Source organism: Clostridium sp. CTA-17 (genome assembly GCF_054767895.1).
Genome location: NZ_BAAABF010000003.1, coordinates 96,604 through 120,574, shown reverse-complemented (window position 1 = coordinate 120,574; position 23,971 = coordinate 96,604). Strand labels below are relative to the sequence as shown.

Here is a 23,971-nt window from a genome sequence, read left to right as displayed (position 1 = left end):
GTGATGGTATGTTTTATCCATATTATATTGATCCAACATATTTAATACTTATACCAGCGATTTTAATATCTGCATGGGCACAATTTAAAGTTTCTAGCACATTTAACAAATATAGCACAGTTAGAAGTATAAATGGATATACTGGTGCACAAGTTGCAAGAATTCTTTTAAATGATGCTGGACTTCAAGAAGTAGAAATTCAACAAGTACCAGGAAAATTAAGTGACCATTATGATCCAAGAGCTAAGGTTTTAAGATTATCATCTGATGTTTATGGAAGTACTTCTGTAGCATCTATAGGCGTAGCAGCTCATGAAGTTGGGCACGCTATACAAGATAAAGAATCTTATTCTGCATTAGTTTTTAGAAATGCTATAGTACCTGTAGTAAACTTTTCATCAAGCTTATCATGGATTTTATTTTTTATTGGAATATTACTTAGTTATAGTACTTTAGTAACTATTGGTATAATATTATTCTCAGTAGTTGTACTTTTCCAACTAGTAACATTACCAGTAGAATTCAATGCCTCATCAAGAGCATTAAAACTTTTAGAGGCAAGAGGAATATTATATGATAAAGAAGTAGATGGAGCTAGAAAGGTATTAAGTGCAGCGGCATTAACTTATGTTGCAGCAACACTTATGGCTGTTTTACAATTAGTAAGACTTATAGCTATAAGTAACAGAAATTCAAATGATTAGAGGTTAGAATATGAATGCAAGAAAAATAATAGTTGAAATATTAGACAATGTCTTATTAAATGGAGCATATTCAAATATAGAAATAAACAAGCAATTTGCATCTAATAATATAGATCCAAAAGATAAGGGATTAATAACAGAGGTTGTTTATGGAACAATAAAATACAAAAAAATGATAGATATAATTCTTTCAAGTTTTGTTGCTGATATTGGTAAGATAGATGAGAGTGTAGTAAACATATTAAGAAGTGCTATATATCAAATGAAATTCTTAGATAGAGTTCCTCCATATGCAATAGTTAATGAGGCTGTAAATTTAACTAAAGAAACTGCACCTAATTTGGCTAAGTTTGTAAATGGAGTTCTTAGAAATTATTTAAGAAATGAAAATAAAAACTTTAAAGTTGGCTTAAGAAATAATGAAGCTTTATGTTATGACTTTTCTTTTGATAGATGGATGATAGAAATGTTCATAAAGCAATATGGAAAAGAAGATGCTTTAAGAATACTTAGAGGATTAAATACAGTTCCATATGTAACAGTTAGAGTTAATACATGTAAGGCTGATTATGATGAAGTTTATGAAAGACTTGAAGAAGAAGGATATGATATAGAGGAAGGTGCATTTTCACCTGAAGCTATCATAATCAAAAAAGGTAGTGCAATAGAGAAAAATAAACTTTATCAAGAAGGTTTAATAACAGTTCAAGATGAAAGTGCTATGCTAGTAGCTCCTTTATTTGATTTAAAGGGTGATGAACAAGTTATGGATCTATGTAGTGCACCAGGAACCAAAGCAACTCATATAGGTGAGTTAATGATGAATAAAGGGAAAGTAGTAGCTTTTGATATTCATGATCATAAGTTAGCTTTAATAAAAGAAAACATAGATAGATTAGGATTAACTAATGTTGAAGTTGAATTAGGAGATGCTACAAAGATAAATTCTAAGTATATTAACTGGGCTGATAGAATATTATTAGATGTACCTTGCTCAGGACTTGGAATTATAAGAAAGAAACCAGAAATAAAATGGAATAAAAAGAACAATGATTTAACAGAAGTTGTTAAGGTTCAAAAAGAAATATTAAAAAATGCTTGGAATTATTTAAGAGAAGGTGGAGAATTAGTTTACTCTACTTGTACTTTAAATAAAAAAGAAAATGAAGAAGTTATAGATTGGTTCGTAGAGAGAAATTCAGACTGCGAAGTAGAAAAAGTATTTTTAGGTAAGGCTGATAATGTGGTATATAATGATAACGGAAGTGTTACCATATTACCTAATAAGTACATGGATGGTTTCTTTATTGCTAAGCTTAAGAAAAAAGAAAGTAAGTAGCAAAAAGGATAAACATGGAAGGTGAGACTGTATGAAAAACATCTTAGATTTTACATTAGAAGAGTTAAAAGAGTGGATGAAGGAAAATGGAGAGAGTGCTTTTAGAGCAAAGCAAATCTTCGATTGGATATACAAAAAGGAAGTATTTAATTTTGAAGAGATGAAAAATATTTCAAAAGCTCTAATAAGCAAGCTTTCAGAAAATTTTTATATAGGTATCCCTGAAGTTATAGATTATTTATCATCTAGTGAAGATGGTACTAGAAAAATCCTTTTAGGATTAGGTGATGGAAACATAATAGAATGTGTTATTATGAGATATAAATATGGTAATTCTATTTGTGTTTCCACACAAATAGGATGTAGAATGGGATGTAAATTCTGTGCATCTACCTTAGAAGGAATGGTAAGAAATTTAACTGCAGGAGAAATATTATCAGAAGTTTTAATTGGACAGAAACTTCTAGGTGAGAGAATATCTAATATAGTTTTAATGGGAAGTGGAGAACCCTTAGACAATTATGATAATGTTATGAAGTTCTTAGAGCTTGTCAATGCTGATTATGGGTTAAATATAGGGCAGAGACATATAACATTATCAACATGTGGCCTTGTGCCAAAAATTCGTGAAATGGCTGATAAGGAAATGCAAGTAACTTTAGCAATTTCATTACATGCTGTTTCAGATGAAAAGAGAAAAACAATAATGCCAATAGCTAATAAGTATTCAATTAGTGAAATTTTAGACGCTTGTAATTATTATATTGAGAAAACAGGAAGAAGAATAACCTTTGAATATTCTTTAGTTAGTGGAGTTAACGATACTAAAGAAGATGCCAAGAGCTTAGGAAGATTATTAAAAGGCATGCTTTGTCATGTTAATTTAATTCCTGTAAATGAAATAAAGGAAAATGAGTTTAAAAAATCTACTAAGAAGGATATAGAAACATTTTTAAATACTCTTAAAACATATGGAGTAGAAGCTACAGTAAGAAGAGAGATGGGCTCAGATATAAATGCAGCCTGTGGTCAATTGAGAAGAAGCTATATTAAGTCAAAAGGGTTAAAGCTGTAGGGGGAAATTTTATGTTAGGATTTGTAACAGATAAAGGAAATGTTAGAGAATTAAACGAAGACTTTTTATCTTATTCTAGAGAAGATGAATTTTCAATATATGTAGTTGGTGATGGAATGGGTGGACATAATGCTGGAGAAGTAGCTAGTAAAAGAGCTGTGGAAAGCATTATTTGTTTTGTTAAAGAAAATTTCGGTGTTATACCATTAGATAATCTTTTAAAAGATGCAATTTTACATGCTAATAGTAAAATATATAGTATGAGTAAAGAAAGTTCAGGTTTATCTGGTATGGGTACAACAATAACAGCTATATTAGAGGTTAAAAATATAGTTTATATTGCCAATGTTGGTGATAGTGCTTGTTTTGGTATTAATGAAAATGGAATAAAAAAACTAACAAAGGATCATTCTTTAGTTCAAGAACTTGTTGATAGTGGTTGCATTACAGAGGGGGAAGCTAAAAATCATCCAAGAAAAAATGTAATAACTAGAGCTATAGGAACTAATTCAAATGTTGATGTTGATGTCTTTAAGGTTGATAGACATGAATATAAAGCATATTTACTTTGTACAGATGGATTAAGCAATGATGTTGATGAGGATGAAATTTGGAAAAAAGTAATTAAATCTAATGATTTTGATAAAGCATGCAATGAATTGGTTGATATGGCTAAAGCAAGGGGAGGAAAAGATAATATTACAGTGTTAGTTTTTGGAGGAGAGAAATAGAATGATAGGTAAAATCTTAGGGAATAGGTACGAGTTACTTCAGTGCGTAGGCGAAGGTGGCATGTCCTTTGTATACAAAGCAAAATGTAGAAAATTAAATAGATTCGTAGCTGTTAAAATACTAAAAGATGAATTTAAAAACAATGAAGAAATTGTTAGAAGATTTAAAAAAGAAGCTACAGCTATTGCTAACTTATCTAATCCAAATGTGGTAAATGTATTAGATGTTGGAACTCAAGATGATATCAATTATATTGTTATGGAATATGTTGAAGGTAAAACTTTAAAAGATATAATTAAGGAAAAAGGCGCTTTACCTTATGAGGTTGCCATAAGTATAGGAATAAAAGTTGCTAAAGCTTTAGAATGTGCTCATAAAAGCGGAATTATACATAGAGATGTTAAACCACAAAACATATTAGTTACAGAAGAAGGAGTTGTTAAAGTAACTGACTTCGGAATAGCTAAATCTATGGATTCCTCAACTATAGCACATACTAATAGTGTTATGGGATCAGCACATTATTTTTCACCAGAACAAGCTAAAGGAACTTATACTGACTATAGAACTGACTTATATTCTTTAGGAATAGTATTGTATGAAATGGTTACTGGAGTTGTTCCTTTTAATGGTGATTCACCTGTTACTGTAGCTGTAAAACATATACAAGAAAAGGCAATACCTCCTAAGAATATAAATCAAAATATTCCTAATAGTTTAAATGATTTAATAATGAAAGCTATGGAAAAGGATCCTGTTAATAGATATCAAACAGCTAAGGAAATAATAGGTGATTTAGAAAAGATAAAGAAGGATCCAAACGTTACAATATCATCAAAGTCTGCAGAAGATGAGGAGCAATTCACAAGAGTTATGTCTCCAGTTGTTGTTCCAAAAACTGAAACTAATAACTCAGAACCTGATGAGGATGATGAGGAAGATGATGATGAATATTATGAAGATGATGAGGATGAAGAAGAAGAAAATAATATTCAAAATAAGCCTCAAAAAACTATTAACAAAAATAAAAAGAAATCACCAATAGTAATGATACTTGTAACTATTTTAGTTGTAGCATTAGGAATAACTCTTGGTTTCGTTGGTATGAAGAAATTTGTAGAAGGCGGAAAAGATGTTAAAATACCTAATGTTGTAGGAGAAAAGGCAGAAGATGCTAAGAGTAAGTTAGAAGCCTTAGGATTAAAGGTATTAGAAGTTACAGAAGAAAGTGATCAAGAAAAAGGAATTGTTTTAAAAGTTGATCCAAATGTAGATTCTACTGTTAAGAGCGGTAGCGAAGTAAAACTTACTGTTAGTGGTGGAGAAGGACAAATAAAAGTTCCAAACTTTGCAGAAATGAATTTAGACAGTGTTAAGAGAACATTAAAAAGTTTAGGTTTAGAGATTGGAACTGTTAACGAAGAATATAGTGATAGCGTTCCTAGAGGGGAAGTTATATCTCAAAGTCCTAATGCAAATGAATCTGTAGATAAAGGTTCTAAAGTAAATGTTACTATAAGTAAAGGTAAAGAGATAAAAAATATAACTTTAAATATTCCAGATGTGTCAGGAAAAAGTGTAGAGGAAGCTAAATCAATATTATCCAGTGCTGGTGTTGAAGCTAATGCTGTTAAAGGTGACCCTGCTAAAAGTGAAGGAGAAGCAGGTAAGGTTTATAGTCAAAGTCAATCAGGAAATTTTACAATTAAGCAAGGTGAAAAAGTAACTATAACAATTAATTACTACGGTGATTATGTTAAGCCTGAAAAACCTAAGCATAATGCAGGAGAACTTGTTGGAATGACTGGTGCTCAAGCTAAAGCATGGGCTTCAAAAAATAAAATCAATGTAAGTGGAATTACAAGTGATACTGCTAAGGTTAAATCAGTAAGTAATTCTGGTGAGGTTGAAGAAGGGGGATCAGTTTCTGTAACTATGGAAGAAGAAAAAAAACCTGAAAAACCAGAACAACCAGAACAACCAAATCAGCCAACACAACCAACACAACCAAATCAGCCAACACAACCAGAACACCAAAAACAACCAGAGCAATCTGGCAATAATTAATAAATAACTTTAAATGTTATTTTTATTTCTAAAATAAATAAAAATATAAAGTAAAAGGGAGTAGTAACTCCCTTTTATTTTATATAGTTAAATAAACAAGAGAAAAACTTAATTTATAAATAGAAAATAGAATTAGAAGGAAAAGAAAAGAGTGTATATAATTATTAAGATTCTTGCATTTTATATTAAAATTTGTTTATTATAAGAATATATAATATTAAAGATAGGGAGGAAACATGGAAGGAATTATAATAAAAGGTATAGGTGGATTCTATTATATAAAAACAGATGAAGGAATTATTGAATGTAAAGCTAGAGGTAAATTCAGATATAATTCATTAAAGCCTATGGTAGGAGATAGAGTTACCATAAAAGTAGAGAATGGAAAAGGTGTAATAGAGGATATACATGAGAGAAGCTCAGAGCTTATAAGGCCAACTGTTGCAAACGTAACACAAGCTTTCGTTGTATTTGCAATAAAAAATCCTGACATAAATTTAGATTTATTAAATAGATTTTTAACTCTTTGCGAGTATAATGATATACATGCAGTTGTATGTTTAAATAAAGAAGATTTATGTACAGAGGAAGAAAAAGAAAACTTAAAAGTATTAATAAATGATATAGGTTATGAGGTTCTCTTCATAAATGCCAAGGAAGGAAAAGGTTTTGATGCTTTAAAGGAAAGATTAGAACATAACATAACAGTCCTTTGTGGCCCTTCTGGAGCAGGAAAATCTACACTTTTAAATTCTTTTATAGATAGAGAACATATGGAAACAGGAAGTGTAAGTGAAAAAATAGGAAGAGGTAAGCATACTACTAGACATAGTGAACTTATAGATATAGATAATGGATACTTAGTTGATACTCCAGGATTTACAACTTTAGATGTTACTTTTATAGATAGAGATAGCTTAAAATATTGCTTCCCAGAATTTAATGATTATAATAATCTTTGCAAATTTAATGGATGTAATCATTATAAAGAACCTAAGTGTGCTGTGAAAGAAGCAGTTGAAGAGGGTAAAATAAACAAGCTAAGATATAATTTTTATATAAAAACCTTAGAAGAGATAATAAATAGGAGGGGTAATTAATGGTTAAAATAGCACCATCAATATTATCAGCAGATTTTAGTATTTTAGGAGAACAAGTTAAGAGAGTAGAAAAAGGTGGGGCAGAGTTCTTACATATAGATGTAATGGATGGTCATTTTGTTCCAAATATAAGCTTTGGATTTCCAATAATGAAAGCTATAAGGAACTTAAGTAATCTTGTTTTTGATGTTCACTTAATGATAGAGGAACCAGGAAGATATGTAGATGAATTTATAAGTGCAGGAGCAGATTTAATAACTGTACATTATGAAGCTGATAGACATATTGATAGAACAATAAATTACATAAAAAGTAAAGGATGCAAGGCTGGGATAGCTTTAAATCCAGGTACACCAGTTTCAATGCTTAAGAATTTAATACCTTCATTAGATATGGTATTAATAATGTCTGTTAATCCAGGTTTTGGAGGACAAAGCTTTATACCATATAGTTTAGATAAGATAAAAGAAGTAAAAGAAATGGCTAAGGCTTGTGGTAAGGAAGACTTATTAATCCAAGTTGATGGAGGAGTAGGTGCAAATAATATAAAAGAGATAGTAGAAGCTGGAGCTAATGTTTTAGTTGCTGGATCAGCTGTATTTAAAGAAGATAAAATAGAAGAAAATATTAAAGCTTTAAGAGAGGCACTATAAAATGAAAGTTCTTATAATAGCTGGGGGAGAAAAACCTAGTAGTGAGTTATTGAAAAGTGAAATTAAAGAGTGCGACTTATTAATAGCTGCTGATAGGGGAGCTGAATCCTATTTAGAAAATGGATTTACTCCAGACTATGCCCTAGGAGACTTTGATTCTATAGGAGAAGAATATAAGGATATATTGAATAAAATAAAAGTAGAAAAATTTAATCCTGAGAAAGATAATACTGATACAGAGATTGCTTTTTTTAAAGCAGTTGAATTAGGAGCTACAGAAATTACATTTTTAGGGGTTACAGGAACAAGATTAGATCATGTTATGGCTAATTTAGGACTTTTAAGAGAAGCTTTAGAAAGAGGTATTGAGGCATATATTATTGATAATAATAATAAAATTTACCTAAAGAATAAAGGGACAACTCTTAAGAAAGAATTTGGTGATTATATATCATTTCAAGCTTTTGGTTCTCCAGTAAATAATTTTTCTATAAAAGGTTCTAAATATGAACTTTATAATCATAAACTTTTAATAGGAGATTCATTATGTGTGTCTAATGAGTTTATTGATGAATATATTGATATATCTTTTGAAAAAGGTGAAGTTTTAGTTATATATTCAAGAGATTAAACACAATTTGAGTTTCTTCTGCATAAAATAAAATAAGAAATAATTTTAAAGGTAGGAGAGAGTTTATGAGAATAATGACTATTAAATTACCAAAGTTCTTAGCTAAAATAGTTAGAATGTTTAAAGGTAATAAGAAATCTGATACATAAGATGGAAAAAATTAAGGGATAAGTTTTACTTATCCCCTATTTTTATGCAAAATAAAAATGCAGTTATTAAACTGCATTTTAGCCAAAGATTTCTTATATAGCTCTTTGAACTTTTCCAGATCTTAAGCATCTTGTACAAACGTGAACAGTTTTTGGTGTTCCTTTAACGATTGCTTTAACCTTTTTTATGTTAGGAGCCCAAGTTCTCTTTGATTGTCTGTGAGAGTGACTGTATTGTACTCCAGCTACAACTCCTTTGTTACAAATCTCGCATCTTCTTGCCATTAAAAACACCTCCTTTAAAATGAAGATAAAATCTTCAATAGGACAGATAATATTCTATCATAATATATATTAGTTATGCAAGTATAATATTAAAATAATTCTTTAAAAATATGTTTCAAAAGGTATATAGTTCTTGAATAATCAAAGTATTTAATATAGAATATAGTATATGTAATAGGTTTATGTATTTATTTTTAAGTGACTTTTATAGGCAGTTAATATAGAATACAGTATATCTAATAGTTGAGGAGGAATCGCCATGATAGGATATTCAAATGAATATGGAAATGTGTCTTATACTGATGACGTTTTAGCAAAGATTGTTGGTTTATCAACAATGGAATGCTACGGAGTTGTTGGAATGGTTTCTAAGAGCGCTACAGAAGGCCTTTGGGAGTTAATGAGAATAGAAAATTTAACAAAAGGCGTAAAAATAGATGATAAAAATGATAAGTTAACAATAGAAGTATTTGTTATGGTAGAATATGGTACGAAAATATCTGTAATAGCAAACAATATAATTCAAAAAGTTAAATATAATGTTGAAAATTATACTGGGCTTAAAGTATCTAGCATAACAGTAAATGTTCAAGCGGTTAGAGTCTAGGAGGTAAAACAGAATGAAATTTAATAAAGTAAATGGGGAACACTTGTATTATATGATGAGTAATGCAGCGAATAAGCTAGAGTTACAGAGTGAATATGTAAACTCTCTTAACGTTTTCCCAGTTCCAGATGGAGATACAGGAACAAACATGTCTATGACATTTAGAGCTGCTGTTAAGGAAATCGAAGGAATGGATAACAAAAACATTGGTGAAGTTTCTAAGAAACTAGCTAAAGGAGCACTTATGGGTGCAAGAGGAAACTCAGGTGTTATTCTTTCACAAATTCTTAGAGGTATATCAAAAGGGCTTGAAGGAAAAGAAGAGGCTGATGCAAGTGAATTTGCTAATGCACTTTTAGAGGGAAGTAAATCAGCGTATAAGGCTGTTATGAGACCAACAGAGGGAACAATACTTACAATTGTTAGAACTGCTGGTGAAGTGGCTGTAGCCTTAAAAGAGGATAATATAACTGAACTTATGAGAGAAGTATGCAGAGAAAGTAAAATTATGCTTGATAAGACACCAGAAATGTTACCGGCATTAAAGAAAGCTAAAGTTGTTGATTCAGGCGGAATGGGATTATTAATAATCCTTCAAGGAATGCAAGAAGCTTTAGAAAATGGATTAAAAGTAACTACAGGTACACCACAAGCTGTTAAATCTTCAGCAGCTAAGGCTCAAAGAAGTGAAACTATGAGTGAAGAAGATATTAAATTTGGATACTGTACTGAGTTTATAATATTAGGGGACTCAAATCATGCAGAAGAATTTAAATCAAAGGTTATAGATAAAGGAGATTCTCTAGTTGTTGTTGGATATGAGGATGTAATCAAAGTTCATATTCATACAAATAATCCAGGAAAAGTTCTAGAAGAGGCAGTTAAATTTGGAGAACTTTCAAAAATTAAGATTGATAACATGAGAGAAGAGCATAGAGAAATGCTTGAAGGTATGTATGAAGAGGCAGCTGAAACAGAGGAGAGTGTTGCAGCTGGAGAGTTTAAAAAATATGCATTTATATCAGTAGCAATGGGTGAAGGTATGAAAAACATATTTAAGGACTTAGGTGTTGACTATGTTATAGAAGGTGGTCAAACTATGAACCCAAGTACTCAAGATATGTTAGAAGCTATTGAAAAGTTAAATGCTGAGCATATATTTATTTTACCTAACAATAAAAATATAATTATGGCAGCTAATCAAGCAGCTGAAATATCAGATAAGGATATAAGAGTTATACCAACTAAGACAATTCCTCAAGGAATAACTTGTATAACTATGTTTAACCCAGAAGCTGACGTTGAAGAAAATACTGAAGAATTAAAAGAAGCTATGGAAATGGTAAAAACAACTTCTGTAACGTATGCCGTTAGAGATACTGAAGTTGATGGAAAAGAAATCAAAGAAGGTAATATCTTAGGCTTAGTTGAAGGTAAGATAAAAGAAGTTGGAGAAGATCCATATAAAGTAGCTGAGGATTTAATAGATTCTTTAGTTGATGAAGATTCAGAGTTAATCACTATATTCTATGGTAAAGACTGTGAAGAGGAAAAAGTTGATGCCTTAATTGAAAAACTAGAAGGAAAACATGAAGATTTAGATGTTCAATGTTATAACGGAGAACAGCCATTATATTACTTCATAATGTCAGTAGAATAATTAAGAGTTAATAATTTTTAGTGGAATTTTAGTTTTTTTAAAGCTAATATGAATAGAAATTTTATTATAGGGTTATAGCTATAAGTTTTATGGTTATAATCCTTTAATTTTGCAATTTTAAGAATATAATTAAGGTATATTTATTTTAATGGATGATTAAATTAGCTTTATTATTTAAGGAGGGGATTAGGATTAACATATACGATGATATAGGATTAGTAAAAGGTGTTGGGCCTAAGCTTAAAGAGAGACTTAATAAAGTTGGTATATTTACTGTTTTAGATTTACTTTTATATTTTCCAAGGGACTATGAATTTTTAAATGATGATATAAGTTTAAATGGAGATACAAGTGATGAAAAAGCTATTTTGAAATGTAGAGTTCAAAGTTATGGAAGTTCAATAAGAACTAGAAATGGTAAAACTTTAACTACAATTAACTTTACATATAATAACTTAAAGGTTATAGGGAAATGGTTTAATCAGCCTTATATAAAAAGGAATTTTATTTTAGGTAATGAATATAATCTTATGGGTAAATTTAAAAAGGTTGGCAATACTCTAGAGGTTATTAATCCATTAATACCTTGTAAAGAAGCTAATAAAAGTGAGATTTTACCTATATATACTTTGAAAAATGGATTAACAAACAAAATTTTAGTTAAACTTATAAATGAAATACTTAAGAATATGATTATAAAAGAAAATTTACCAGATGAAATAGTGAGCAAGTATAAACTTATATCTTTAGATAAAGCCATAAGAAGCATACATTTTCCAGAGGGAAGAGGAGAATTACAAAGTGCAATAAATAGACTTAAGTTTCAAGAATTATTCACATACTCATTAAAAATAATAATGGTGAAGGCTCATATAAAGAAAGAAAATAGCGGAATAAACTTTAAAATGAGTCCTCTTCTTAAGGACTTAAAAGAGTCACTTCCATATACTTTAACTAATGCACAATCAAGAACTCTTAGAGAAATACTTATGGATCAAAAGAGAAATATTGCCATGAATAGGTTAGTTCAAGGGGATGTTGGATCTGGAAAAACTTTAGTAGCATTAATATCTATGTTTAATGTGTACATGAATGGATATCAAACTGTTCTTATGGCACCTACAGAGATATTAGCTAACCAACATTATGTTGAAGCCAAAAAATATTTAGATCAATTTGGAGTTGATATAGAGCTTTTAACTGGAAGCACTAAGGAAAAAGAGAAGAAGAGAATAAAAGAGAAAATAGCTTCAGGAAAAGAAATAATGTTAATAGGAACTCATGCTGTAATACAGGATGATGTTGAATTAAATAATTTAGGCCTTGTAGTAACAGATGAGCAACATAGATTTGGAGTAGAACAGAGAAGTAGGCTCATAAATAAAAATAAGAGAGCAGATGTTTTAGTAATGACTGCGACTCCTATTCCAAGAACTCTTTCCTTATATTTATATAGTGACTTGGATATTTCTATAATAGATGAATTGCCTCCAGGAAGAAAGCCAATAGATACTATGCTAGTAGATATGAATCAAAGAATGAAGGCTTATAACTTTGCTTTAAAGGAAGTAGAGAAAGGAAGACAATTCTATATAGTATCACCTTTAATAGAGGAAAATGAAAAGTTAAATCTAAACTCTGTTGAAAAAATTTATGAAGAACTTAAAAATGGAATCTTTAAGGATGTAAGAATTGAAATTTTACATGGTAAGATGTCTGGAAAAGATAAGGATAAAATTATAAATACCTTTAAAAATGGGGAAATAAAAGGTATAATATCTACAACGGTTATAGAAGTAGGTGTTAATGTACCAAACTCTACAATGATGATTATAGAAAATGCAGAGAGGTTTGGTTTAGCACAACTTCATCAACTTAGAGGAAGAGTTGGAAGAGGAGAACATAAGTCTTATTGTATTCTTATAGCTAATACCAAAAATGATATTACTAGAAGAAGGATGGAAATAATGACAGAAAGTTCAGATGGTTTTTATATTGCAGAAGAGGATTTAAAACTAAGAGGTGCTGGTGAAGTCTTTGGAATGAGACAGCATGGAGATGAAGGATTTATTCTAGCGAATGTAGTTGATGATATAAATATATTAAAATGTGCTAATCATGAAGCTAAATTAATAGTAAATAATATAAATGAAGATAATAAAAAGCTTTGTACAGAAATAATGAGAGGAATTGAAAGAAATAGTAGATATATTTGTTTCAATTAGTAAATTGTTCAAAAACTAGTAATATGATAAAATAATTAAGGAAAATCAAAGGAGGACATTATAAATGAGAATAATAGCAGGAAAAGCAAGAGGAAGAAAACTATTATCACCACCAACATATGAAACAAGACCAACACTAGATAGAGTAAAAGAATCAATGTTTAGTATGATTCAATGGTATATACCTGATGCTGTAGTTATAGATGTTTTTGCAGGAACAGGAAGTTTAGGATTAGAAGCAGCAAGTAGAGGAGCTAAAGAATGCTACTTAGTTGATAAGAGTCCAGTAACATTCCCTGTTTTAAAGAAAAATATAGAAAATTTAGGCTTCGGAGATTTTTGTCATGCTCTAAACACAGATGCTTATTCTGCATTAAGAAGTTTAGCTTCAAGAGGTAAAGTATTTGATTTAATGTTTATAGATCCTCCATATATGAAAAATCTTATTCCAGAAGCTATAGAGATAATTGAAGAAAAAAACTTACTTCAAGAAGATGGGTTAATAGTTACTAAAATAGATTCAAGTGAAGAAATTTTTGAGGGAACTGAAAAGATAAAGCTTACAAAAGTTAAGAAGTATGGAAATACAACAGTTTGCTTTTATAAAATAGAGGAGGACTAAAATGAGAGTAGGGGTTTATCCAGGAAGTTTTGACCCTATTACTAAAGGACATCTAGACCTTATTGAAAGAGCGGCAAGTAAATTTGATAAGGTCATAGTTGCTGTTCTTATAAACATAAATAAAAAAGGTATGTTTTCTATAGAAGAAAGGGTTAATCTTATAGAGAAGTGCGTTGCAAAATACAATAATGTTGAGGTTAAAAGTTTTAATGGACTTTTAATTGATTTTGTGAGAAAAGAAAAAGCAGATGTAATAATAAAAGGTTTAAGATCAGTTACTGATTTTGAATATGAATTCCAAATGGCACTTATGAACAGAGAATTAGCAAATGAGGTTGAAACTGTATTTATGGTTACAAGCCCTAATTACTCTTATATAAGCTCGTCTGCAATAAAGCAGGTTGCAAGTTTTAATGGAGAAATAAAAAACTTTGTTCCAAAAGAGATAGTAGAGGATTTAGAAGAAAGGATTATTAGTTTAAGAGGGGAGGGATAATTATTAACATGGAGTCACAAGTTATTGAAATTTTAGATTACTTAAGAGATATTGTTGAGGGAGCTTCTAAGGTCCCTATAACAGGTAAGGTTGTTGTTGATAGAAAAGAAGTTTTAGAACTTTTAGACCAAGTGATTAATTGTCTTCCAGATGAGATTAAAAAAGCACAGTGGGTTTTAGGAGAGAAAGAAAGAATCTTAGCTGAAGCTAGAAAAGAAAATGAGAGTGTTAAGCAAGAAACTTATGAAATGATGAAAAAAAGAATTGAGAATCATAATATAGTAAAAGAAGCAGAATTAAGAGCCCAGGAGATAATAGCTAATGCTCAAAGACAAGCAAAAACTATTAGACTAGGCTCAAGAGAATATGCTGATGAAATATTATCTCAATTAGAAAATGAAATAACTAATAAAAGAGAAGAATTTCTTAATCATATGAAAAATAATATGGAGAAGTTTGCTATTGATTTCACAGAAGACTTAGATAAAGCAACTGGTGAAATAAGAAGCAATATTAAGGAATTAAGAGGCGATAAGTAATTTATATAAAATTGCTAAGCCTAGGGTTATTCCTATAATTAATATTATTGGAGAAAGTGTAATTAAAAATGAGCTTTCTATAAGAAAAACTGCAATATTATTTTTAAATATCATATAAACGAAAAACATAAGTACAAAGGCAATTATTCCTTGTAAAACTTTAAGTAAGAAGTATTTTATTATAGATACATTTTCTTTATAAAAGAAAGAAGAAGTTTGCATTATTATTGAAAGTCCACCAAAGGAACTTAAAAATGATAGTAAGAGTAATTTGCTAAAAAGTGATAAATTACTAGAGGCTATTATGTTACATCCATTTGTAACTTCTATGCTTCCTAAAAATAAACCGTTAAATATATCAGGAGGTATATTTAACATAGAACTTAAGTTTGTTAATGTTCCAGTTGAAATAAATAAGGTTTTTAACATACTTATTATTACTGAAAACATAATTACATATCCGCATAGGACAAGTATATTTAAGGAAGCATCCTCAATAGACTTTTTAATCACTTCTCCTATGTTAAAAGTAGATTTGGTTTCAGTAATGACTTCTTTAGAAAGAGAGAGTTTTTTCTCTCTTTTTTTATTTTTAGTTATTATACCCATAATAATTGCAGAAAGATAACTTGGTATTAACAATAAGTATCCAAGGGTTGAATTACCAAGCATAGATGTTCCTACAGCACCTAATAGAAATAAAGGGCCTATATTAGAAGCTATATTTAAAAGTCTTACAAATTCATCGTGGGGAATAAGCCCCTTTTTATATAAGTCAGTGGAATATTTTGCACCAAGTGGATATCCACAAAGAAAACTTGCAACTAAAGCAAAGCTACAAGGATAACTTAATCCTAAGGGCTTACATAGAATAGGACCTAAGATCTTTGAATATAATTTTATTCCATCTAAATTAATTATCATGTTACATATAACCATAAATGGAAACATAGTTGGAAGCACAGAGTAAAAAAATAACTTTGCACCAGCTAAGGATGCTTCCATGGAAAGTTTAGGGTTTACTATAAAGTAAATTACTGTTAGAGTTAAAAATAAAGAAAAAATAATATTGCCTTTTATTTTTAATAATTTTATTAAAATTATACTTAGTATTATTATAAGTAAAAATAAAATACTATACATGGTTTCCTCCTTTTACGAAATCATATATAGTATTTATATTTAAGTACATATAATAATATTATTGTTATCTAAAAATAATAGGACTAATTAAATAATCACTGTTAATTTTAACTGATGGATTTATAAAGCTATAAATATTAGTGGCTTTTATGTCAAATTCTAACAAAGGATCTGCTTTAGCTTTTGATAATTTATTAACGATGTTTATTTCAGAATTTTTCTTAATCTCTTTTAAAATTTCCCTTCCTTTATTATTAAATCCTAAGATTCTTACATAATTAGGAGAAAATTTTCTAAGAGAAAGAAGATCTTTATTTACATTTAATAGTACGTGACATAAAATTCTGTTTAATCTAGTATATGAATAACGCTTACTTTTACATAGGTTTATTAATTCATCTAAGGAATTAGCTTTTCCTATGTTTTGAATTATCTTATTATCTATGCCTTCAGAAGCCTCTGGTATTTCTTTTAATATACTAGGATTGCTTACTATAGCGTATTTTACTAAGTTAAACATTTTACCTAAATCACTAAAAGAAGTATTTTTTAATAAGTTATAGCTATATTCAGGCATAAAATCAAGACTTTCTTCCATATTTGAAGTATAAATACTTTTTCTTATGGCAGAAGCAGAAGCTATTTCATTTTTTGAAAGTTCTTCATCATTGTAATCTGCTCCTAATCTTTGTATAGTAAAAGGTTTTATAGAACTTTGAAGCTTATAAAGGCTTTTACAATATTCAATGGCTAATATATTATTAGAAGAGTTTAGAACTTTTTCTAAGTATGAAAAATCAATTTTATAATTATTATCATCTAAGTACTTCATTAAAGCTTTACTTCTAGCTTTAGGAAAGGGAAGTCCTTCCTTTAAATAATCCTTTAAATATTCTTTGAATATAGGAGGTTCATTGACAATAATTTCACTAAGTTTTTTGATTAAATCTATATCTCCACATTCTGACCCAAAGCAAAGATTATTAACTACATTTAAGGAATTAAGTAAAGATACTGCACCAAAGGCAAAAAATTCTGCTGAAGAAGTTGCAAAAAGAGTAGGTAGCTCTACCACTAAATCAACGCCAGCTTCTAAAGCCATTTTTGTTCTAGTCCATTTGTCTGTTAAAGCAGGCAAACCTCTTTGTACAAAGTTTCCACTCATAACACAAATAACTCCATCACAATTTGTAATCTCTTTTGAACTTTTTAGGTGAAGTTCATGGCCTAGATGAAAAGGGTTATATTCAGTTATTATGCCAGTTATATTCATTTAAATCACCACTTTTTCATATTTTGATAAAACTATAATAACCTAATATATAAAAATAATAAAGTGTATATATTTATTAGAAAATTCAGATAATTTTAAATATAAAAACAATATTATGATACCGTTTTTTTGTTTGTTATCTGTTGAAAAATATATTAGTATAGGAGTATAGTATTATTAGTATTGTGTGTGATAACACATAACATCTGCTTTGACTTGAAAGGAGAAATGAACATGGAACTTATGAAACAAATATGGGAAAGTGCTAAAAATAATAGAAAAAAAATAGTACTTCCAGAAGGTGATGAAGAGAGAACTCTTGTCGCTTCACAAAGAATAAAAGAAGAGGGACTTGCTGACGTTTACTTAGTAGGTTCAGAACAAGTAATAAGAGAAAAAGCTGAAGCTTTAGGCGTAAACTTAGAGGGAGTAAACATAGTTGATCCTGAAACTTCAGATAAATTAGACACTTATATAAATGAATTTTATGAATTAAGAAAAGCTAAAGGAATGACAGTTGAAAAAGCTGGAAAAATCGTAAGAGATCCTTTATACTTCGGAACAATGATGGTAAAAATGAATGATGCAGACGGAATGGTATCAGGTGCTGTACACACAACTGGTGACCTTTTAAGACCAGGTCTTCAAATAATAAAAACTGCTCCAGGAGTATCTGTAGTATCAAGTTTCTTCATAATGATGGTACCAGGTTCAGAATATGGAGAAGGTGGAATGTTATTATTCTCAGACTGTGCTGTTAATCCAAATCCAAATGCTGATCAATTAGCTGCTATAGCTATAGCTACTGCTGATACTGCTAAAAATCTTTGCAAAATGGATCCAAAGGTTGCAATGCTTTCATTCTCAACAATGGGAAGTGCTGACCATGATTTAGTAACAAAGGTAAGAGTAGCAACAGAAAAAGCTAAAGAATTAAGACCAGATTTAGATATAGATGGTGAATTACAATTAGATGCTGCTATAGTTGGAAAAGTTGCTTCTCAAAAAGCTCCAAATAGTAAAGTAGCAGGAAATGCTAATGTTTTAGTATTCCCAGATTTACAAGCTGGAAATATAGGATACAAATTAGTTCAAAGATTTGCTAATGCAGAAGCTATTGGACCAGTTTGTCAAGGTTTCGCTAAACCAATAAACGACCTTTCAAGAGGATGTAGTTCAGAAGATATAGTTAATGTTGTTGCAATAACTGCTGTTCAAGCACAAGCAACTAAATAATAATTGATTAGAATTTTATATAGATGGATAAAATTAAAATGAATTAAGCTTATTAATTTGAAGTTATAAGTTTAACAGGAGGATTTTATAATGAACGTATTAGTTATAAATTGCGGAAGCTCATCATTAAAATATCAATTAATAGATATGGATACTGAAAATGCTTTAGCAACTGGATTAGTAGAAAGAATAGGATTAGAAGGCGCAAACTTAACTCAAAAGAGTGAAGGTAAAGATAAATATGAAATCGTAGAGCCAATGAAAGATCATCAAGATGCTATTAGATTAGTTCTAGGAGCTTTAATAGATGAAAAACATGGTGTTATAAAATCATTAGATGAAATAAATGCTATAGGACACAGAGTTGTTCATGGTGGAGAAAAATATGCTGAATCTGCATTAGTTACAGAGGAAGTTATGAAAGATTTAGAAGAGTGTGCTAAATTAGCTCCACTTCATAACCCAGCAAATATAATAGGAATAAATGCTTGTAAAGCATTAATGCCAAATGTTCCTATGGTTGTTGTATTTGATACAGCATTCCATCAAACAATGCCAGAAAAAGCATTCGTATATGCATTACCATATGAATTATATGAAAAAGAACACATAAGAAAATATGGTTTCCACGGAACTTCTCACAAATATGTTTCAGCTAAAATAGCAGAAGCTATGGGTAAAAACATAGAAGATTTAAAAATAATCACTTGTCACTTAGGAAATGGTGCAAGTATAGCAGCTATAAAAAACGGTAAATGTGTAGATACTACTATGGGATTCACACCACTTGAAGGTTTAGTAATGGGAACTAGATGTGGAAATATAGACCCAGCTGTAGTTACATACTTAATAGATGAATTAGGATATACTTCACAAGAAGTAAATACTTTAATGAATAAAAAATCAGGAATATTTGGAGTTTCAGGAGTAAGCAGTGACTTTAGAGATGTTGAAGCAGCTGCTGACAAAGGAAGCAAAGAAGCTCAAATAGCTTTAGATTTATTCAGAAACTCAGTTAAGAAATATATAGGAGCATACATTGCAGAGATGAATGGATGTGACGTAATAGTATTTACTGCTGGTGTTGGAGAAAACTCAATCATAGAAAGAGGAGCTATCTGTAGAGATTTAGAGTTCTTAGGAATTGAGTTAGATGAAGAAAGAAATAATATAAGAGCTAAAGTTGCTGAAATAAGCAAAGAGGGTTCAAGAATTAAACTTTTCGTAGTTCCAACTAACGAAGAATTAATGATAGCACAAGATACAGTAAGTATTGTAAGTAAATAATTATAAAATACTTGACTTTTAAATAGCTAGTTAATATAATAAGATATGTGTTGTTTAGGAATAAACAATGCATATCTTATGCTAAGGAGCGTGAAAGTAGTTATTTAACTACGGTGATTATGAAATTAATTTTTTCAGAAATATGCTCAAAAAGAGAAAGAAGAAAATCTTTAGATTTTGTTCTGGATTTAAAAAGCTTCGAATTTGAAGGCGAAAATATGAAGGTTATAAAGCCTCTACATTTTACTGGTGAAGTTATATCTAATGAGTCTTTTATAGAGTTAGTAGGTAACATTACTGGAGAACTTCAGATGAAGTGTTCAAGATGCTTAACTAATTTCTCTTATGAAGTATCAATAGATATGGATGAGAAATTTACAAATAATTCAAATCAAGAAGATGATTCTATTGCTTATGTAGAAGGCGACGAATTAGATGTTGCTGAAGCGGTAGTAGAAAACGTAATTTCAACCTTACCTATAAAAAGACTTTGCAGCATAGACTGCAAGGGGCTTTGTCAAAAATGTGGTATTGATTTAAATAAAGAAACATGCCAATGTGACAATGAAGAAATTGACTTAAGAATGGCAAAGCTAATGGACTTGTTTAAGTAATAAGGAGGTGTAACAATGGGAAATCCAGCTAGAAAAACGTTCAGAGCAAAAAGAGATTCAAGAAGAGCTCAAACTTTCAAGGCAAGCTTACCAGGTATCGTAGAATGCCCACAATGTCATGAAATGAAAATGGCTCATAGAGTATGTAAAAACTGCGGACACTACAAAGGTAAAGAAGTAGTATCAGTTGAAGAATAAAAGAAAGTCTTATGACTTTCTTTTCTTTATATATAGGAAAAAAAGGGGTGAAACTCATGAGAGTTGCTGTAGATGGAATGGGCGGAGATCATTCCCCAAGTGCAGTAGTTGAAGGGTGTGTTCAGGCATTAGAAGAATTTAAGGATATAGAAATATATATAACTGGACCAGAAGATGTCTTAAAAGAGGCTTTTTCTAAGTTTAAATATGACAAAGAAAGAGTTACTTTTATAGATGCTAAAGAAGTAATAAGTACTAATGAGCATCCTGCTATGGCTGTTAAAAAGAAAAAAGACTCAAGTCTTGTTAAAGCTCTTAGACTTGTTAAAGAGAATGAGTGTGAAGCAGTTATATCAGCTGGAAGCACAGGTGCATTTTTAACAGGATGTACACTTATTGTAGGAAGAATAAAAGGGGTTGAAAGACCTGCTTTAGCACCAGTTATGCCAGGTAAAAATGGTCCTTTTATGATAATTGATGCAGGAGCTAACGTTGATTCTAAACCTTCTTATTTAGTTCAATTTGCTAAGATGGGTGAGGTTTACTTTAAATCTGTTATGGATGTTAATAACCCTAAAGTAGGATTAGTTAATATTGGAGAAGAAGAAGAAAAGGGTAATGACCTTACAAAGGCTACTTATAAGCTTCTAAAAGAAGAAAAAGATATTAACTTTATTGGAAATGTTGAACCGAGAGAAGTTTCAACAGGAGATGTGGATGTCTTAGTTTGTGATGGATTTGTTGGGAATACTGTTTTAAAGATGTATGAAGGTGTAGCTTCTACAATATTAAGTATGATCAAATCAGAAGTTAAATCATCATTTTTAGCTAAATTAGGAGTACCATTCTTAGCACCAGCTTTAATGAATCTTAAGAAGAAAATGGATTATAAAGAATATGGTGGAGCACCATTCTTAGGTGTAAAGGGAATATGTGTAAAAGCACATGGTAGTTCTGATGCAAAAGCTTTCAAAAATGCAATAAGACAGGCGAGAAAGTTCCATGAAAATGATTTGATTGGGAAATTAAGTGAAGAAATCACTAAAAAAAGCTTTGATAATCAAAAAAATATTTAAAAATTACGTAATGCGTATTGACTATGCATTTTATATATAATAATATTTTATTAGATTAACTTAGGAGGTGAATTGAATGTTTGATAAATTAAAAGAAATTATTGCTGATAAATTAAGCGTAAACGAAGATGAAATAACTATGGAATCAACATTTATAGATGACTTAGGTGCGGATTCTCTTGATATAGTTGAATTAATAATGGCTCTTGAAGAAGAGTTAGAGATGGAAATCCCAGATGAAGATGCTGAGGGCTTCAAAACAGTAGGAGATGTAGTAGAATACATCACAGAACATACAGAGAAGTAATAAAGTCCCGCAATAAGCGGGATTTTTAATTTAAGTTTATTCTTGAAGTTGTTTCAAAAACAACTTGAAGAATAAACCTTAAGGAGATGAATTTTAAGGTGAAAGATATAAATTTAATAGAAGTTAAAAAACTTATAGGAATTGAGTTTGAAAACAAAGGAGTGCTTATAACAGCATTAACGCATAGTTCATATGCAAATCAATTTAAAGATGTAAAATATAATGAAAGATTAGAATTTTTAGGAGATTCAGTTTTACAGCTTTGTGTTACAAAATATTTATTTAATAATTACAAAGATAAATCTGAAGGTGAATTAACAAAAATAAGAGCTTTAGTAGTTTGTGAAAATTCTTTACATAAAGTTTCAAAAAATCTATCACTTGGTAAGTATATAAGAATGAGTAAAGGTGAGGAGTTAACTGGAGGAAGAGAAAGAACTTCAATACAAGCCGATGCATTAGAGGCAGTAATTGCTGCAGTTTATTTAGATAAAGGAATTGAAGTTGCAAATGACTTTATCTTAAGAAACTTTAAAGATGTTATAGATAAGGCTATAAATGAAGAAATAATCTTAGACTTTAAAACTAGATTACAAGAAGTTCTTCAAAAAAATGGGGAAGTTAATATTGTTTATAATTTAGTTAAGCATGAAGGACCACCTCACAGAAGAAAATTCTTTACAGACCTTTTAATTAATAATGAGATTATGGGTCAAGGTGTTGGATTTAGTAAAAAAGAATCAGAACAAAATGCAGCTAAAGCAGCACTACAAAGGTTAGGTGAAATCAAATGGGAAAAAGACACTATATAATCCCAATTTTTGTTCCTCATGAAGGATGTCCACATGATTGCGTGTTTTGTAATCAAGGGAAAATAACTGGAGAAAATAAAGAGATTATATTAGGGCCAAAGTACAAGCAAGAAAATAAGGTTAATAGTGATTTTGTAAGAAAGACAATTGAAGAATATATAGAAACAATTGGTGAAGGTGATAGAGTATTAGAGGTTTCTTTCTTTGGAGGAACTTTTACTGCTATTGATATAAATAAGCAAAGAGAACTATTAGCTGTTGCAAAAGAATATAAGGATAAAAAAATTATAGACTATATAAGGTTGTCTACTAGACCAGATTATATTGATGAGTTTATTTTAGATCATTTAAAAAGTTATAAAGTTGATATAATAGAACTTGGAGTTCAGTCATTAGATAAAGAAGTGTTGCATAAATCAGGTAGAGGCCATGGTTATGATGAGGTTTTAAAAGCTTCTAAGTTAATTAAAGAATATGGCTTTACTTTAGGTCATCAAATAATGGTAGGACTTCCTGAGGACACTTTTGAAAAAGATATAGAAACAACAAAAGAGTCTATAAAGATGAAACCTGATATATGTAGAATATATCCTGCCCTTACAGTGAAAAACACTCCTATGGAGGATATGTACTTAGAGGGAACTTATAAGCCATATACTCTAGAAGAGGCTGTTTCTATAAGTGCTAAACTTTATAAGATGTATAAAGAAAATAATATACAGGTTATAAGAATAGGACTACAGCCTACAGATAATATAGCTTTAGGTAAGGATATTGTAGATGGACCTTTCCATCCTGCTTTTAGGGAATTAGTAGAGAGTAGTATTATAAATGAAAATATATATAATATCTTAAAGGATAAAAGTGGAGAGGTAACTATAAGAATTAGCAATAAATCAGTTTCTAAGCTTTATGCTGATAAAAAGAGATACTTCAATGAACTTAAAGACAAGGCACAAAATTGTAATTTGAAGGTTAAAGTAGATAATTCTATGGAAGTAGATAAAATAAATATAGAAGTAGAATCGAAAGTATATAAAATAGATTTATAGTTATTATATGCCTTGGAGTTAATCTCTGAGGCTTTTTTTATTGATATTTTAATTGGCATAATATAAACTTATACCATGAGGAGTGAAGT

General features: G+C 29.8%; 26 protein-coding genes. 23 read left to right on the top strand and 3 right to left on the bottom strand.

Annotated elements, in window-relative coordinates:
- Positions 1–8 precede the first annotated feature (8 nt).
- The 9 genes from ACYUCG_RS07080 (at position 9) to spoVM (ending at position 8,450) form a co-directional block, all read left to right on the top strand.
- Positions 9–704 (top strand): zinc metallopeptidase, encoded by a 696-nt coding sequence (locus ACYUCG_RS07080; protein WP_060794452.1) that lies wholly within the window; start codon positions 9–11, stop codon positions 702–704.
- 10 nt (positions 705–714) lie between these two features.
- Entirely contained in the window at positions 715–2,043 is a 1,329-nt protein-coding gene (gene rsmB, locus ACYUCG_RS07075; protein WP_060794451.1) for a 16S rRNA (cytosine(967)-C(5))-methyltransferase RsmB, read from the top strand.
- Between the two features lie 31 nt (positions 2,044–2,074).
- Positions 2,075–3,118 carry a dual-specificity RNA methyltransferase RlmN gene (rlmN, locus tag ACYUCG_RS07070; protein WP_060794450.1) on the top strand — a complete coding sequence of 348 codons (1,044 nt, stop codon included), beginning with the start codon at positions 2,075–2,077 and terminating at the stop codon, positions 3,116–3,118.
- Positions 3,119–3,129: 11 nt separating this feature from the next.
- The gene (locus ACYUCG_RS07065) at positions 3,130–3,849 is read left to right on the top strand and encodes a Stp1/IreP family PP2C-type Ser/Thr phosphatase (protein WP_060794449.1); all 720 of its coding nucleotides are present in this window, start codon (positions 3,130–3,132) and stop codon (positions 3,847–3,849) included.
- Position 3,850: 1 nt separating this feature from the next.
- Positions 3,851–5,917, top strand: coding sequence for a Stk1 family PASTA domain-containing Ser/Thr kinase (gene pknB, locus ACYUCG_RS07060; protein WP_460268359.1), 2,067 nt, complete (start codon positions 3,851–3,853; stop codon positions 5,915–5,917).
- Positions 5,918–6,153: 236 nt separating this feature from the next.
- On the top strand, positions 6,154–7,017 hold the full coding sequence (rsgA, locus tag ACYUCG_RS07055; protein WP_060794447.1) for a ribosome small subunit-dependent GTPase A: 864 nt from the start codon (positions 6,154–6,156) through the stop codon (positions 7,015–7,017).
- Positions 7,017–7,670, top strand: coding sequence for a ribulose-phosphate 3-epimerase (gene rpe / locus ACYUCG_RS07050; RefSeq protein ID WP_003471640.1), 654 nt, complete (start codon positions 7,017–7,019; stop codon positions 7,668–7,670). Before rsgA ends, rpe begins: the two co-directional genes overlap by 1 nt.
- A 1-nt stretch (position 7,671) precedes the next feature.
- Entirely contained in the window at positions 7,672–8,301 is a 630-nt protein-coding gene (locus ACYUCG_RS07045; protein WP_139933706.1) for a thiamine diphosphokinase, read from the top strand.
- Positions 8,302–8,366: 65 nt separating this feature from the next.
- On the top strand, positions 8,367–8,450 hold the full coding sequence (gene spoVM / locus ACYUCG_RS07040) for a stage V sporulation protein SpoVM (RefSeq protein WP_100066303.1): 84 nt from the start codon (positions 8,367–8,369) through the stop codon (positions 8,448–8,450).
- Between the two features lie 93 nt (positions 8,451–8,543).
- Here spoVM and rpmB read toward each other — a convergent pair whose 3' ends face one another.
- Positions 8,544–8,735, bottom strand: coding sequence for a 50S ribosomal protein L28 (gene rpmB / locus ACYUCG_RS07035; protein WP_003458496.1), 192 nt, complete (start codon positions 8,733–8,735; stop codon positions 8,544–8,546).
- A 259-nt stretch (positions 8,736–8,994) separates the two neighbouring features.
- Here rpmB and ACYUCG_RS07030 point away from each other — a divergent pair, with 259 nt between their 5' ends.
- The 6 genes from ACYUCG_RS07030 (at position 8,995) to ACYUCG_RS07005 (ending at position 14,884) form a co-directional block, all read left to right on the top strand.
- Positions 8,995–9,342: an Asp23/Gls24 family envelope stress response protein gene (locus ACYUCG_RS07030; protein WP_003458425.1), complete on the top strand. Its 348-nt coding sequence runs from the start codon at positions 8,995–8,997 to the stop codon at positions 9,340–9,342.
- A gap of 13 nt (positions 9,343–9,355) precedes the next feature.
- A complete protein-coding gene (locus ACYUCG_RS07025; RefSeq protein ID WP_421750172.1) occupies positions 9,356–11,002 on the top strand; it encodes a DAK2 domain-containing protein in 1,647 nt (548 codons plus the stop codon).
- A 152-nt stretch (positions 11,003–11,154) separates the two neighbouring features.
- Positions 11,155–13,227, top strand: a complete 2,073-nt coding sequence (gene recG / locus ACYUCG_RS07020) for an ATP-dependent DNA helicase RecG (RefSeq protein ID WP_460268358.1) — start codon at positions 11,155–11,157, stop codon at positions 13,225–13,227.
- A gap of 64 nt (positions 13,228–13,291) precedes the next feature.
- Positions 13,292–13,849, top strand: coding sequence for a 16S rRNA (guanine(966)-N(2))-methyltransferase RsmD (gene rsmD / locus ACYUCG_RS07015; RefSeq protein WP_003458525.1), 558 nt, complete (start codon positions 13,292–13,294; stop codon positions 13,847–13,849).
- 1 nt (position 13,850) lies between these two features.
- Complete coding sequence (coaD, locus tag ACYUCG_RS07010) at positions 13,851–14,345, top strand: pantetheine-phosphate adenylyltransferase (RefSeq protein WP_003458450.1); 495 nt, start codon at positions 13,851–13,853, stop codon at positions 14,343–14,345.
- An 8-nt stretch (positions 14,346–14,353) separates the two neighbouring features.
- A complete protein-coding gene (locus tag ACYUCG_RS07005; protein ID WP_003458392.1) occupies positions 14,354–14,884 on the top strand; it encodes an ATPase in 531 nt (176 codons plus the stop codon).
- Here ACYUCG_RS07005 and ylbJ read toward each other — a convergent pair.
- Together ylbJ and ACYUCG_RS06995 are read right to left on the bottom strand one after the other, a co-directional pair.
- Positions 14,867–16,027, bottom strand: coding sequence for a sporulation integral membrane protein YlbJ (gene ylbJ, locus ACYUCG_RS07000; protein ID WP_240298542.1), 1,161 nt, complete (start codon positions 16,025–16,027; stop codon positions 14,867–14,869). The two genes, ACYUCG_RS07005 and ylbJ, sit on opposite strands and share 18 nt — an antisense overlap.
- Positions 16,028–16,091: 64 nt before the next feature.
- On the bottom strand, positions 16,092–17,300 hold the full coding sequence (locus ACYUCG_RS06995) for a nucleotidyltransferase (protein WP_460268357.1): 1,209 nt from the start codon (positions 17,298–17,300) through the stop codon (positions 16,092–16,094).
- A gap of 234 nt (positions 17,301–17,534) precedes the next feature.
- Here ACYUCG_RS06995 and pta point away from each other — a divergent pair, with 234 nt between their 5' ends.
- From pta to ACYUCG_RS06955, 8 genes are all read left to right on the top strand, one after another.
- Entirely contained in the window at positions 17,535–18,536 is a 1,002-nt protein-coding gene (pta, locus tag ACYUCG_RS06990; protein ID WP_060794441.1) for a phosphate acetyltransferase, read from the top strand.
- Between the two features lie 90 nt (positions 18,537–18,626).
- Complete coding sequence (locus ACYUCG_RS06985) at positions 18,627–19,823, top strand: acetate/propionate family kinase (protein WP_003475280.1); 1,197 nt, start codon at positions 18,627–18,629, stop codon at positions 19,821–19,823.
- Between the two features lie 119 nt (positions 19,824–19,942).
- Positions 19,943–20,437 (top strand): YceD family protein, encoded by a 495-nt coding sequence (locus ACYUCG_RS06980; protein WP_003449453.1) that lies wholly within the window; start codon positions 19,943–19,945, stop codon positions 20,435–20,437.
- 15 nt (positions 20,438–20,452) lie between these two features.
- On the top strand, positions 20,453–20,635 hold the full coding sequence (gene rpmF, locus ACYUCG_RS06975; RefSeq protein WP_003449428.1) for a 50S ribosomal protein L32: 183 nt from the start codon (positions 20,453–20,455) through the stop codon (positions 20,633–20,635).
- 56 nt (positions 20,636–20,691) lie between these two features.
- Positions 20,692–21,711, top strand: a complete 1,020-nt coding sequence (gene plsX / locus ACYUCG_RS06970; RefSeq protein WP_060794439.1) for a phosphate acyltransferase PlsX — start codon at positions 20,692–20,694, stop codon at positions 21,709–21,711.
- Positions 21,712–21,787: 76 nt separating this feature from the next.
- Positions 21,788–22,018, top strand: a complete 231-nt coding sequence (gene acpP, locus ACYUCG_RS06965) for an acyl carrier protein (protein WP_003458423.1) — start codon at positions 21,788–21,790, stop codon at positions 22,016–22,018.
- A gap of 98 nt (positions 22,019–22,116) precedes the next feature.
- Positions 22,117–22,830 carry a ribonuclease III gene (gene rnc, locus ACYUCG_RS06960; RefSeq protein ID WP_460268356.1) on the top strand — a complete coding sequence of 238 codons (714 nt, stop codon included), beginning with the start codon at positions 22,117–22,119 and terminating at the stop codon, positions 22,828–22,830.
- Entirely contained in the window at positions 22,809–23,882 is a 1,074-nt protein-coding gene (locus ACYUCG_RS06955) for an elongator complex protein 3 (RefSeq protein WP_060794438.1), read from the top strand. The genes rnc and ACYUCG_RS06955 overlap by 22 nt, the downstream gene beginning before the upstream one ends.
- Positions 23,883–23,971: the final 89 nt, after the last annotated feature.